The sequence below is a fragment of the Halobacteriovorax sp. genome (assembly GCF_048381875.1).
Classification (GTDB): domain Bacteria; phylum Bdellovibrionota; class Bacteriovoracia; order Bacteriovoracales; family Bacteriovoracaceae; genus Halobacteriovorax_A; species Halobacteriovorax_A vibrionivorans.
The window spans coordinates 724,749-737,566 of the sequence record NZ_JBLXBP010000001.1 but is presented as its reverse complement, the minus strand read 5'-3'; the positions used below and the strand labels follow the sequence as shown (position 1 = coordinate 737,566).

The 12,818-nt window shown below is 36.6% G+C and carries 12 protein-coding genes; 4 read left to right on the top strand and 8 right to left on the bottom strand.

The features are described from left to right. Positions 1–3: 3 nt before the first annotated feature. The 7 genes from ACN5L8_RS03425 to ACN5L8_RS03395 are packed head-to-tail and all read right to left on the bottom strand — an operon-like array spanning position 4 to position 5,474. On the bottom strand, positions 4–1,215 hold the full coding sequence (locus ACN5L8_RS03425; protein WP_115363423.1) for a thiolase family protein: 1,212 nt from the start codon (positions 1,213–1,215) through the stop codon (positions 4–6). Further along, positions 1,212–1,874, bottom strand: coding sequence for a 3-hydroxyacyl-CoA dehydrogenase family protein (locus ACN5L8_RS03420; RefSeq protein WP_115363421.1), 663 nt, complete (start codon positions 1,872–1,874; stop codon positions 1,212–1,214). The genes ACN5L8_RS03425 and ACN5L8_RS03420 overlap by 4 nt, the downstream gene beginning before the upstream one ends. Beyond that, positions 1,867–2,730: a 3-hydroxyacyl-CoA dehydrogenase NAD-binding domain-containing protein gene (locus ACN5L8_RS03415; protein ID WP_334678347.1), complete on the bottom strand. Its 864-nt coding sequence runs from the start codon at positions 2,728–2,730 to the stop codon at positions 1,867–1,869. Before ACN5L8_RS03415 ends, ACN5L8_RS03420 begins: the two co-directional genes overlap by 8 nt. Positions 2,731–2,736: 6 nt before the next feature. Further along, positions 2,737–3,549, bottom strand: a complete 813-nt coding sequence (locus tag ACN5L8_RS03410) for a Phenylacetic acid catabolic protein (RefSeq protein ID WP_115363416.1) — start codon at positions 3,547–3,549, stop codon at positions 2,737–2,739. Positions 3,550–3,577: 28 nt separating this feature from the next. Then, positions 3,578–4,366: an enoyl-CoA hydratase/isomerase family protein gene (locus ACN5L8_RS03405; RefSeq protein WP_419172300.1), complete on the bottom strand. Its 789-nt coding sequence runs from the start codon at positions 4,364–4,366 to the stop codon at positions 3,578–3,580. 2 nt (positions 4,367–4,368) lie between these two features. After that, on the bottom strand, positions 4,369–5,148 hold the full coding sequence (locus ACN5L8_RS03400) for an enoyl-CoA hydratase-related protein (RefSeq protein WP_419172299.1): 780 nt from the start codon (positions 5,146–5,148) through the stop codon (positions 4,369–4,371). 14 nt (positions 5,149–5,162) lie between these two features. Beyond that, complete coding sequence (locus ACN5L8_RS03395; protein WP_115363410.1) at positions 5,163–5,474, bottom strand: EthD family reductase; 312 nt, start codon at positions 5,472–5,474, stop codon at positions 5,163–5,165. 285 nt (positions 5,475–5,759) lie between these two features. Between ACN5L8_RS03395 and ACN5L8_RS03390 the strand changes: the two genes are divergently transcribed. Beyond that, positions 5,760–6,125 (top strand): hypothetical protein, encoded by a 366-nt coding sequence (locus tag ACN5L8_RS03390; protein ID WP_120405043.1) that lies wholly within the window; start codon positions 5,760–5,762, stop codon positions 6,123–6,125. A 7-nt stretch (positions 6,126–6,132) separates the two neighbouring features. On the opposite strand, the gene hppD is transcribed toward ACN5L8_RS03390, so the two are convergent. Next, the gene (gene hppD, locus ACN5L8_RS03385; protein ID WP_158536916.1) at positions 6,133–7,206 is read right to left on the bottom strand and encodes a 4-hydroxyphenylpyruvate dioxygenase; all 1,074 of its coding nucleotides are present in this window, start codon (positions 7,204–7,206) and stop codon (positions 6,133–6,135) included. A gap of 102 nt (positions 7,207–7,308) precedes the next feature. On the opposite strand from hppD, the gene ACN5L8_RS03380 reads away from it, so the two are divergent. The 3 genes from ACN5L8_RS03380 to ACN5L8_RS03370 all read left to right on the top strand — a co-directional run bounded on the left by ACN5L8_RS03380 (position 7,309) and on the right by ACN5L8_RS03370 (position 12,670). After that, a complete protein-coding gene (locus ACN5L8_RS03380; RefSeq protein WP_419172298.1) occupies positions 7,309–7,824 on the top strand; it encodes an energy transducer TonB in 516 nt (171 codons plus the stop codon). An 83-nt stretch (positions 7,825–7,907) separates the two neighbouring features. After that, a complete protein-coding gene (locus ACN5L8_RS03375) occupies positions 7,908–11,336 on the top strand; it encodes a thiamine pyrophosphate-dependent enzyme (RefSeq protein ID WP_419172297.1) in 3,429 nt (1,142 codons plus the stop codon). Next, entirely contained in the window at positions 11,333–12,670 is a 1,338-nt protein-coding gene (locus ACN5L8_RS03370; RefSeq protein ID WP_419172296.1) for an NUDIX domain-containing protein, read from the top strand. The genes ACN5L8_RS03375 and ACN5L8_RS03370 overlap by 4 nt, the downstream gene beginning before the upstream one ends. Positions 12,671–12,818: the final 148 nt, after the last annotated feature.

Here is a 12,818-nt window from a genome sequence, read left to right as displayed (position 1 = left end):
CTCCTATTTACAGTTTTCTACGCTTAGCGAGACACCTTGACCGACACCAACACACATTGAAGCCAGTCCTTGTTTAAGACTCGCATTATCTTTCATTATATGAGTTAGTGTTGTTACAATTCTTGCCCCAGAACATCCAAGAGGATGGCCTAGTGAGATTGCTCCACCACGTAAGTTTATTTTTGATTCATCAAGGCCAAGTTCTCTAATACAACCAAGTGATTGAGATGCGAATGCCTCATTTAATTCCACAACATCAAAGTCCGAAACTTTCTTGCCAAACTTATCCATTAGCCTCTTTGTCGCTTCAACTGGGCCTAGTCCCATGATATTTGGGTGAATTCCTCGAACACCGGCCCCTGTTAATTTAACAAGTGGTGTAAGATTATGTCTTCTTAAGAAGTCTTCACTTACTAGTGCAACACAAGCAGCGCCATCATTCATCATTGAAGAGTTTCCGGCCGTTACACTTCCATCTTTTTTAAAGACAGCACGAAGGCCAGAGAGAGCTTCCATCGTTGTTGATGGCCTTGGTCCCTCATCTTTAGATACTGTTAATGTTTCTTTTCTAAGCGCAATTTCAACTGGTAGAACTTCATCGTTAAAGTCTCCATTCTCCCATGCCTTACAAGCCTTTTGATGTGAGGCAAGAGCGAAGGCATCTTGATCTTCTCGAGAGATTCCAAGTTTTGCTACAACTTCTTCTGCTGTTTGACCCATTCCAAGAAGTGGAAACATCTCTTCCATTTTCTTATTTGGAAAACGCCAACCAAAAGTCGTATCAAACATTTTTGAGTCTCTACCAAATGGTGTTGATCCTTTTGAAATAACTAAAGGTGCACGAGTCATACTCTCAGCTCCTCCAATTAGGAGGCAATCGGCCATTCCAAGATTAATTCGTGACCAACCGTCAATAATTGCATCTAGTGAAGATGCACATAGGCGGTTTAATGTTACACCTGGTACTTCGTAGGGAAGTCCTGCCAGAAGTGCTGACATTCGTGCTACATTTCGATTATCTTCACCAGCCTGATTTGCACAGCCGACTATGACATCATCAATTTCTTTCATATCAAAGTCGAAATTTTGTGAAAAATCCTTGAAAAGATTGGCCAGCATATCATCGACTCTTAAGTGAGATAAGCTTCCTCCAAGTTTTCCAATAGGGGTACGTTTTGCATAAACGATATATGCATCTTTATATTGTATTGTCATAAATTCATCCTAAGTAAGCGGGAAGGTCGATATCTAGCATCACCAGTAACTTCCCTTAGTTCTTCAAGAAGCATGATTACTTTTTCTACTCCAATCTTTTCACACCATTCAAAAGGTCCATGAGGATAGTTAACTCCATAGCACATGGCCTTATCGATATCTGCTTGAGTTGCTAGATTTTCTTCTTTTGCAAAGAAGGCCTCATTGATTATCTGTGAAATAACACGTGGGTAGGTAAATCCAATTCCTACGTGATTAACGATTTCAAGATCATATCCTAAGTCTTTGAAGACTTTAAAAGTCGTCTCTTCATACTCATTATCTTTTTGATAAAGTTCAAAGCATTTTTTTGGAGAATAGAATGCTGAAGCAACAGCTCCAACAACATTCTCATATTGTGTTATGAGGTATTCACCCCAATTTATTGTTAAGTCTGAAATAATTGGGCCATCATAAACATTATCTAAATGTTCGTAGAGGTCCATCTTAGAATTTCGATCAAAACAAGTTAGATCAATGATTAAAGATGTTTCATCAAAGTCAACGCCATCAAGTGTGTTGATATTGAATGGATCAACAGTGATAGAAGGGTAGTCACATCCGTGAACACTTTTAAGAAGAGGGTGATTGTCACTTATTAATATAGTTACCTTATTCATAACGATAAAATCCTTCTTTTACTTTGCGTCCAATACGTCCACTATCAACCATTTCTCTTTGAATCTTATGTGGTCTAAAACGAGGTTCATAGTAATATGATGCCCAAACAGATTGGGTAACATCATAGTTTACATCAATTCCTATTAGATCCATTAATTCAAATGGTCCCATTCTAAAGCCACCCACATTCTTCATCACGCGATCAATCTCTTCTACTTGATCCTTGTCGTAATTTTCTAGACGGTGAAATGATTCACCGTAAAAGTTTCGGGCCACACGATTAACAATAAAACCAGGTGAGTCTTTGCAAAGGGCCGGTTTTTTACCGTATCTTTCAAACCAATCATAAAGTCCGTGAGCAATATCTTTCTTACTCCAAGGAGTTTCAATTATTTCTACTAGCTTCATAATCGTAGCTGGATTGAAGAAGTGTAGTCCTAAGAAGTTTTCTCTTCTTGTCTTTGATAAGTCCTTGGCCATCTTAGTTATTGGAATTGAAGAAGTATTAGAAGCAAAGATAGTGCTTTCTTTCATGACCTCATCAAGTCGGTTAAAGACTTGGCATTTGATATTTAAGTTTTCAACGATGGCCTCAATCACAAGATCGTGATCTATTTGGTGTTCCATCATATCTACGATTCTAAGGTTCTTTTTAAAGGCCTTAATCTCATCTGCATCAAATTTTTCTTTGGAATGTAGTTTATCCCATGAGCTATGAATTAGATCGCCGCTTGCTTGGGCCATCTCTAAATGTTGGTCGACCAGTTCAACTCTAACACCGTGTTGACAGAACCATTGAGCGATTCCTCGCCCCATGGTTCCTGCACCAATAACTAAAACACTATTGATATTCATATAAGCTTATTGCCTTTGAGGCTGTTCTTCTTCCTTATACTCAGGAAGAACTAGACCAGCTTCTTTACATAATTTTTCTACTTCATCGACAAAAACGTCGCGAACAACAGCATTTGTTCTCTTTTTAAGACCTAGCTTAACGTAGAGATCATTTGAGCGTCCCTTAGTTGAACCAAATACATTCATAACTCTTGGCCACCATACGTTTAATCTTTCTTGAAGGAATTCTTTGTTATCACCTTCAGCTAGAATCTTGATCCACTTGTCACCGTGTGCAAGGTGCATGATCTCTTCTTTATAGATTCCTTCAATTCCTTTTTTCCACGGTAGGTAGCTTGAATCAAGAGTATCTTCTAGTTGGTGACCTGCAGCTCTATCCATTAAGAAGTTAAATAGAATAAAGTCTTCCCAGTAATTAATACCGTAGTAGAAGATATTAACTCGGTAATCTTTTTTCATTCTTTGAAAACCTATCTGAGCTAGATCTTCTTCCATTTTAAAACCTAGTTCTGATTCTTGAATGTGAGTATCAACATCTTCACCTAGACCTTTAAGTAGACGGTAGCAAACTGAAGCGTGTCTCATTTCATCTTTTACAATTTGAGCAACAACAACCTTTTCTTGCATTGTTGGAGCTTTCTCAATCCATGGTGCATAACCAAGAGCACCTGAATATTCAGAATCATGTTGCATCCAAAGTAGATTTCTTAATGCTTTCTTATATAGGGGAGGAAGTTCATCACCCTTATCAAATTTCTTTCCATTTTTAATGTCTTCAAAAAGTTGAAGTTCTTCTTGAGTGTATTCTCTTGCTGCCATATGGCCTCCTTATTATTAATTCGTCTTTTTATTTACCTAAAAACTTTGCTTGTCTCTTTTCAAAGAAGGCATTTAATCCTTCTTTATAATCTTCACTATTTCCTAGAAATCTTTGATAAGAAGTTTCTCGATCCATTGATTCTTGAAATGTTGAGTCTGTGGCCACTTTAATATTCTCTTTAATCGCTTTTAGCGATAAAGGGGCCATGGCATTAATTTGATCGGCCCACTTCTTAGCATCTTCAAATACTTCTTCACTAACCTTATTGATTAGACCAGCTCTCTCCATTTCTTCTGAAAGTAGTGGTTGATTGAAGAGGAAGAATTCCATGGCCTTCTTTTGACCTAAAGCTCTTGTAAACGTGAACGTTGATCCTGCATCTGGACAAAGACCTAGTTTTGAAAATCCAGAGACAAATTTGATACCTGGTTTTGCAATAACAAGATCACAAGCTAAGGCCACAGATACACCCGCACCAGCAACAACACCTTCAATTGCTGCAATAACGAGTTTTTTAGAGTTAGAAATTGCATTAACAAGTGGATTCCATTCTGTTTCTAAGGTAACACCTAAATCAACAGGCTTTTCTCCTGCTTGAACAGTTCGATCATTTAAGTCTTGTCCTGTACAGAAGCCTTTTCCTTTCGATGCTAGAATGAGACATCCAACCTCATCGTCTCTATTTAGAGTTCTTATGGCCTGAATGATTTCTAACTTTGCTTCCTTAGAGAGAGCGCCATAAACTTCTTCACGATCAATAGTGATAATTCCAGTAAATGACTTCTTTTCTACTATAATGTTTTTATATTCACTCATGATTAATTACCTTTATATTCTGGGTCGCGTTTTTCTAAGAATGCTCGCATACCTTCTTTTTGATCACTACTTGAAAAAGTAAGATAGAAGTTACGACGTTCAAAGTCGACACCGTCACTTAGGCTCATTTCAAAGGCCTTGTTAACAGACTCTTTAATAAGCTTAATTGCAACAGGGGCCTTGTTTGCGATATTCTTTGCTGTCTCATATGTTTCTTGCATTAGTGTCGTACTAGGTACAACTTTGGCAATGAGTCCCCAGTCAAGTGCTTGCTTGGCCTCAATCATCTCTCCAGTCATTGCAAGCATCATGGCCTTTGATTTTCCAATGGCGCGAGTAAGGCGTTGAGTTCCACCAGCTCCTGGAGTTGTTCCAATCTTAATTTCTGGTTGGCCAAACTTTGCGCTGTCACCGGCAATGATAAAGTCACAATGCATGGCCAATTCACATCCACCACCAAGGGCGTAACCATTTACGGCCGCAATAATTGGCTTTGTAATTTGAGCAAGTTGTTGCCATGAGCGGAAGCGATTATCATTGATTTGATCAATTGGTGTTGCTTCAACCATTTGTGCAATGTCTGCTCCAGCAGCAAAAGCTCGATCGTTACCTGTTAGAATAATGACTCTGACTTCAGGGTTGTCATCCAGTTCAAAAAGCTTGTCTACTAACTCTCGCATTAAGTCTGTAGAGAGGGCATTTAGAACTTTTGGGCGATTAAGTTTCACAAGGGCAATATGCTTGTGATCGTTATATGGAAATTCACATAAAATATTACTCATTGAGTTTTCCTTAATTAAAGTGAGATCACTTCTTCTTTAGCAAAGTGAACAGAAACAATTTCCTTTGCGAAATTGAATAAGTCTTTTCCACAGGCCATATTCTCTTCTGAGCTCATTCCTGTTTTAAAATCATCTTTATTTTCAAATACCAATTCTGCAATAACATGAAGGTCACTTGCTCCACGTGGTGTACCTGTAATGCGATTGAGACGGATTTCTTTGAGGCTTGGAACTTTCTTAACTAGGGGAGTATGAACTTCTGAGTAGTGCTTTTCCCAAGCATCAATATCATTTGGTATTTTATAAATAGCGATTAACTTATACATAAGCGTCCTTTCTTCATGAGTGTCAAAATTTTAGTTAATTAAAGCAATATTGTAGGAATAGAAGACCCTTTTTGAATAGGCTTGTTGAGTCATTTCTTGACGTGTTTTCAATAGTTTAGACAGTAGAATAATTAGATATTAGGATAAACTAATATCAGCTATGAGATTTCTATAACGCAAGGTGAAATTTGTTCAAAATAACCCTTTGCGTTGCTGATTTAGTTTATATTCTTCACAGTTAATAAATTATGAAACAAATGATTATGCCTTAGGGCGGAGTAAAATATGAAAAACTTAATGAGAGCAATATTCGCAATTTTTCTTGTTAAAGCAGCACTAGCAACTTGTGTTGCACCTAGAGATCTACAAGTATATGTAGTTGAGTCATTCCTTCCATTTCACAACACTCACGTTGTTGTTAGTATGGATCGTGAAGATTTAATTATTTCAAAAGATGTTGTTTGTACTAATTTTGAATTTGATTGTGCAGACAAGTCTGATTACGAAGTTTTAGAAAGCTTTGTTCAGGAACTAATCCAGATTCGTAAGGTTGCTTATGAGTCTTGGCAAGATATAACAGTAGACAAGAAATGCTTTGTTCCTACATCTGTAAGAAAGCAAAGCATTTCAGATTGTCTTAAAAGAATTTAATTATTTCTTAGTCCAGGTATCCTCTTGCGATTTGATCCCTTTCAATAGCATCAAAGAGGGCCTGGAAGTTTCCTTCACCAAAACCATTGTGATTCTTTCTTTGAATAAATTCAAAAAATAGTGGGCCAACGTAAGTTTGAGTAAAGTTTTGGATGAGGTAGCCTTCCTCATCACCATCTACAAGTAGTTGACGATCTTCAAGCTCACTTAGATCTTCAGTTACAGTGAAGTTTCTTTTTGGAATATCTTCATAGTATGTATGAGGAATGTCTAGGAACTTAATATCTCTTTGTCTTAAATCTTTTACAGTTGAAAGAATATCACCACAAGTTAGAGCAATGTGCTGAACGCCAGCTCCTTTATGTAGATCGAGAAACTCTTGAATTTGGTCTTTTCCACCAGCTTCTTTTGGTTCGTTAATTGGTATAATTACTTCGCCTTTAGGTAGCTGGACAACTTCTGAGTTAAGCCCTGTTTTTGATCCTTTGATGTCAAAATAACGAGTTACCTTAAATCCATAAACACGGTCATAGAATTCAACCCATTTCTTCATTTCACCCTTTGGAACATTATTTGTTAGGTGATCAATTCTGGCCACTCTTGAAGCAAGAGGCTGGGCCTTTGGGTCTTCTTCTAGTTTTTTGAAGTCTGGACGAAAGTAAGCTTTTGGTCTTTCTATAAATTCATTGGCGACATCTCCGAAGCCCTTGATTCTGGCACTCTTATAAACACCATGTTCACTTTCTGTTGTGATTACTTCTTGTAGGGATTCAGCACCACGCTCAAGTGCTGTCTTGTATGCATATTCACAATCTTCAACTAAGAAAGAAATTGTCGAAACACCTTCACCATGAGCATTTAAATACTCTCTTGCGTGTCCAGATTCGTTTGCTGTTAAAAGGAATCGAACTTGGCCTTGAGAGAACAGCTCCTTCTTTTCTTCTTGGTTTTCATATGTTTTAGAAAAACCAAAAGTATAGAATAGGTCCTTAGTCTTAGTTTCTAGTGAGTCACATGTGAACTCGAGGTGATCAATTGCTAAAACCCCTAATGGATTTTCTGGAGAGATTTTTGAACTCATAAAACTTTCCTTGCTGTATAATTTAATATTGTTGATTCTCTTAATATGGAGCAGATAGTAACGATTTTTCCCATATGGTGCAAGATGCATTATGATAGGCCTATGAAACATCGATTTTGGTTCTTCTTTTTTGCAATAAGTCTTTTGGTGCATGCTGTTATTTTCTTCACAAATCTACGTGAAGGCAGAAAACAAATGCAGCGAGAGCGTATGGGGATTGATATTCAGATTAAGGCCCACTCAATAAAAAAAGAAGAGTTTAAGGAACCTGTAGAAAAAGATAAACAAAATCAAAAGAAAATTGTCGAAGAAAAGTTATATAAGAAATCTCAAAAGAGACAACAAGAAGTGGTTACAGCTAAGACTTTTGAAAATCAAATTCTACAATTTGTTGCTCCTTTATACCCTCGAAGTGCAAGACGTATTGGTGCAAGTGGTATTGTAGAGGTCCTGATAAAGGTTAATCCAAGTGGGAAGGTCGAGTCAGTTGAGCTTGTTAAAGGTGCCAGTTATGACGCATTTAATACTGCTGTTTTAAAAGTGGCATCTAACTGGAAATTTAAGCCTCAGAAACTTACCACGACATTTAAGAAGAAGATTGTGTTTACAATCGATTAAAAATTATAAAAAGTGACGCGCTGGTACGTCAAAAAACACGATTAAATCACTATACTCATTTCTCAATTAAATTTAGAGGACATATGGCAGAATATCGAATTCTTAACGGGAATGAATTAATCATTCAAGGTGCACTTGAAGCAGGCTTTAACCTATATACTGGTTATCCAGGATCACCTTTAGCAGATTACTTTAATATCTTATATAAGAAGAAAAATGAGATGCATGAAAAAGGCATTCGTGTCGTTATTGCAAACTCTGAAGCAAATGCAGCGGCCATGGCAAGTGGTGTAAAGCAAGCAGGTCGAGACTGTTTAGTTGCAATGAAGTCTATGGGGCTACATGTGGCAAGTGATGCTCTTAGTGTTGGTAACTTTGCTAATCCTGCTAAACCAGAAATAATAGATGGCCGTGAAATTTATCCGGCAACTGTCATTTGTGTTGGTGATGACCCATGGTCAATGTCAACTTCAACAGCTGCTGATTCAAGATATTTATTTAAGCATTTACATATGTCATTTCTTGAACCTTCAAATCCAACAGAGTTGAAGGATTGGATCGCCAAAGCAAAAGAGATCTCATCAAAAACGAGTCTCTATCAAGGACTTCTATTAAGCACTTTCTTAGCTGAAGGTGGAGGACGAGTTGAGTGTTTTGAGGAAGCAAAGATTGATGGTGAGTTAATTGACGTTGATCCTTCAACATTTGATCTACAAAAAAACGTTATGGTTCCCCCAAACTCTCTATTTGCAGATATTTCTATGATCAAAGAACGCTTTCCAAAAGTGAAAGAAGTTCTAAAAGAAATGAAACTTGATGCAAGGTTTGGAAATGAGAATTCAAAAATTGGATTTATCTCAAGCGGTGTTATTTTTGAAACCTTAAAGCAGTGCTTAGAAGAAGGGGATTATCTAGAACACTTCTCTTTATATAAAGTAGCTTCTTCTTTTCCTCTTGTGGATGATTTATTAATTCCTTATTTAAAGGGATTAAAAAAACTTGTTGTGGTGGAAGAAAAACGAGGATTCTTAGAAGGTGAAGTACGATCGCTTTGTCAAAAACACGGTATTGAAATTGAGATCGTAGGTAAGGAGTTTGGCGAAAATGAGGGCTTTCCTGCTTATGGAGGTTTAAGTTTTGAAATCATCAGTGAGAAACTAGAGGCCCTTAAGGACTTTCTTGAAATTGGGCAATGTAAAAGCCTAGCATTTGAAGAACGTAACTTTGGTGAAATCTTACCGAAGAGACTTCCTACTTTTTGTCCAGGATGTCCTCATAGAGAAACTCTCTCATTATTAAAAGACTTACGTCGTTGGCTAAAGGCTCAAGATATTGATCTCATTACTCACGGTGATGTTGGTTGTTATTCTTTATCATTTCTACCGCCGTTTGGAGAAATGCATAATCTTTCGGCCATGGGACAAGGTGGTGCCCTCGGTGCTGGTATGGACTTATTTACTAAGAATCCATCAGTGGTCCTTATGGGAGATTCGACTTTCTTCCATTCTGGGATAACAGATATTTCAAATTCAGTACAAGCTGATCACGATATAACTTATATACTTCTGGATAATGACAATACAGCAATGACAGGGCACCAGATGACCCCTGCATCACAAATTAATGTAGAAGGTAGCAAGAGACCTAAGCAGGATATGCTTAATATTGTACAAAATTTAGGAGTAAAGACTGCTAAAGAAGTTCATCCAAGTGATCGTTATTTTTACAAGAATCTCATGCGAGATTTTGTGACACAAAAAGGTGTTAAGGTCATTATTTCTAATAAAGAGTGTTCTCTTACATATCAGGCCAAGATTAGGGCCAGTGAAAGAAATACGATGAAAAATAGTGGAGTATTAAAAGAGAAGACTTTCTACCAAATTAATACTTCTGCATGTGAAGATTGTCGTGTTTGTATTGAAGAAACAGGATGTCCTGGACTGACACAAGTATTTGATGCCTATGGAACAAAGATGGGAATTGACCCTACAATTTGTGTAGCAGATAGCTATTGTACTAAGTTTAAGGTCTGTCCAAGTTTTGAGAAAGTAACAGTTAAAAACTTTCATCCTACAAAGTATCGTCCAAGTGACTTTTCACATTTAGATTTTGATTTAAAAGATGTTGAGACAAAGAAAACTTTTGACGATATTGCTCAAGGTGATACTTGGCGTATGGTCGTCACAGGAGTCGGTGGATCAGGAATAACAACGATATCTAAAATTATTGCAAACGCAAGTATTAAGATGGCAGGCCGTGACGATCTGGACTTCAAGTTTATGGATCAAAAGGGTCTTGCTCAAAGAAATGGGAATGTGACGGGTCATATGTCGATTTGTCATAAAACAAAGTCAATGGGGGCCGTAACTCCTCGAGGAGCTTCTGATGTACTTTTAAGTCCAGACCTACTTGATGGAATTGGACAATTAGGCTTCCTTCATAGTGAAAACGGAGTTGCTGTTTTTGATGACTCTTATCAAGTTCCACTCTCTATTATGTTAGATAAAGGACTATCTGAAGAAAGTCTTACAAAACAAAAACTTATTGAGAAAGTTAAGTCTCGTAATGATGAGAGAATCATTATGGTTCCACTTAAGAAGTGGTGTAATCTATTCTTTGGAAAAGCTGTCTATGCATCGAGTATGATTTTAGGCTACGCTTATCAATTGGGACTTGTTCCTTTTAGTGACCAAGACTTATTAGACGCTCTTGGAAATTCAATTAAAAAAAGTGAAGTCGATAATAATATTGCAGCTTTTAGACTTGGACAAGAGATGGCATCTCTAGGTGTCGAAGAGTTTGAAAGAAAGCATAATGAATTAAAAGTTAAAGAAGAGACAACTCTAAACTTAGCTATTGCATCTTTAAAAGATTCTCTTCTTCCATGGCATAATACAAATTATTTTATTTCTAAGTTTAAAGAAAACTTAGATAAAGCAATTGTTGATATTCCTTGGATGAAAAAAAGACATTTAATACAAATTCTACATGATCAATTTATTTATAATAGAGGAAAGGATACAACTGAATTTATATCAGGAGCTCGTGCCATCAGCACTATTGTAAGTGAAGAGAACCGTGTCTTAGCAACTCAAGTTCTAGCAAAGACATATTTTGTAAAAGATGAAGTTATGGTAGCTCACTTAATGCTTTCTCCTTTCTTAAAACAAATGGAAGACAAAACTTATGGTGCACTTGGTACAGGTATTGTAAAACAACGAATTAATCGTCCTTCATTTGATATTTTAAATAAGAAAATTGAATTTGATATCTCACCAAAAAATTGGCAATTAAAATTAATGCGACACTTTAGGGTGCTTAGAACTCTTCTTCCATCATGGCATCATAAGGAAAGAGCAATAGCTAAAACAACTCGTGACTTCTTATTTAATGGCCTACAAAAGGTCGATAATGAGTATCATGCTTTAAAGTTACTTGATAATATTAAAGGTTATCGAGATGTACGTTATGAAAAAGCGCAAAATGCATTTAATGAATTGGGAATAAATTGAAACAGTCAGTATCAGCTATATTTATTTGTGGTGAAAAAGTTCTCTTCATGAAGAGACAAAATTATCTAAGGGCCTTTCCTGGGTATACCTCTTTTCCTGGTGGTAAAGTTGATAAAGAAGATATTTCAGAAGGCGGGGATAATTATCTTGAATACGCTCTAAAAAGAGAAATCAAAGAAGAGTTAAATATTGACCTAGATGATCTCCAAGTATCTGGGCATATTATTGATATCGCAAAATATTCACTGGCCGTAACACCTGACTTTAATCCACATCGCTTTGAAAATTATTATTTTAAGATCTTTATAAAAGATGAAGCCCATCTTGATGATATTAAATTTGAATTTGATCAAGGTGAGATTGCATATACGAAATGGTTTAATTGCCACGAAGCTTTTGAATCATACAAACAAGGGCAAATGCTTGTTGTCCCTCCAATGATTACAATTTTAGAAGACTTAGATCGAGATATAGCAAGCCTTGATTTTTTAGATGCAAATCTAAAATATGATTCAAAAAAGTGTGTTCCTATGATTGAGCCTCTCTTTGGTTTACGTCAATATATGCCACTTTCTAATACATTTCCTCCAGCAAATCGCACAAATTGTTTTGTTCTTGGTGATGACGGGCACAAGAAAATTATCATCGATCCTTCTCCTAAAAATAGTGATGAATATGAAAAACTTCTTAACTCTATTGGTGAACATGACATTTCAGAAGTTTTTCTAACTCATCATCATCCTGATCATCATGAATACAGCAGAAGACTGGCAAAAGAGCTCGGTATTTCATTTTCAATGTCTAAAGGAACTTATGATCATCTACTAGAAGACTTCGATAAAGATTACTTCAACGAGTTTGATGTTAAGTTTTATCAAGATGGTGATATCGTTGTTAAGTCTTGTGGGGTGGATGTGAAGTTGATTACAACTGGCGGTCATGCTTTTGGGCAAAGTTCTCTATACCGAGTCGATGGTGCTTGGATGATCGTTTCAGATCTTATCCAAACTGTTGGTACCGTAACAATTGGTGGTAAGGGCTCTTGTATGAGAGAGTACTTTCAATCCTTACAAAATGTTATCGATATAGATCCTCAAGTTATTATGCCTTCTCATGGTATTTGTCTTGGTGGAACTCTTAAGATAAAGAAGACACTTGAGCATCGTTTAGAAAGAGAAGAGCAAGTAAGGAAATGTGTTAGTGAAGGCAAGGAAATCGAAGAGATTTTTAACGAAATCTACCCTGATTTACCAGAGCGTCTTAAGTCATATGCCATGGCAACAATTACTTCTCATCTGAAAAAGCTAAGGGATTTTGGCCCTGGAATTTGCTAATTGTGTCTATTTATTGGCAGAAAATAATGTCCAAATTTTGATGACTATTTCTTAGACTCATTATCGAAACTCAATAATTTTAGCGTGTTATTGGGTTAAAAAAAATTATCTTTAAGATAATGGCCTGAATTCATTTATTCCACCTCAA

Excerpts from the sequence above, each read along its gene's own strand:
- ACN5L8_RS03425 (WP_115363423.1), bottom strand. The coding sequence starts at position 1,215 with ATGACAATACAATATAAAGATGCATATATCGTTTATGCAAAACGTACC.
- ACN5L8_RS03420 (WP_115363421.1), bottom strand. The coding sequence starts at position 1,874 with ATGAATAAGGTAACTATATTAATAAGTGACAATCACCCTCTTCTTAAA.
- ACN5L8_RS03405 (WP_419172300.1), bottom strand. The coding sequence starts at position 4,366 with ATGAGTGAATATAAAAACATTATAGTAGAAAAGAAGTCATTTACTGGA.
- hppD (WP_158536916.1), bottom strand. The coding sequence starts at position 7,206 with ATGAGTTCAAAAATCTCTCCAGAAAATCCATTAGGGGTTTTAGCAATT.
- ACN5L8_RS03380 (WP_419172298.1), top strand. The coding sequence starts at position 7,309 with ATGAAACATCGATTTTGGTTCTTCTTTTTTGCAATAAGTCTTTTGGTG.
- ACN5L8_RS03390 (WP_120405043.1), top strand. The coding sequence starts at position 5,760 with ATGAAAAACTTAATGAGAGCAATATTCGCAATTTTTCTTGTTAAAGCA.
- ACN5L8_RS03415 (WP_334678347.1), bottom strand. The coding sequence starts at position 2,730 with ATGAATATCAATAGTGTTTTAGTTATTGGTGCAGGAACCATGGGGCGA.
- ACN5L8_RS03400 (WP_419172299.1), bottom strand. The coding sequence starts at position 5,148 with ATGAGTAATATTTTATGTGAATTTCCATATAACGATCACAAGCATATT.
- ACN5L8_RS03375 (WP_419172297.1), top strand. The coding sequence starts at position 7,908 with ATGGCAGAATATCGAATTCTTAACGGGAATGAATTAATCATTCAAGGT.
- ACN5L8_RS03410 (WP_115363416.1), bottom strand. The coding sequence starts at position 3,549 with ATGGCAGCAAGAGAATACACTCAAGAAGAACTTCAACTTTTTGAAGAC.
- ACN5L8_RS03395 (WP_115363410.1), bottom strand. The coding sequence starts at position 5,474 with ATGTATAAGTTAATCGCTATTTATAAAATACCAAATGATATTGATGCT.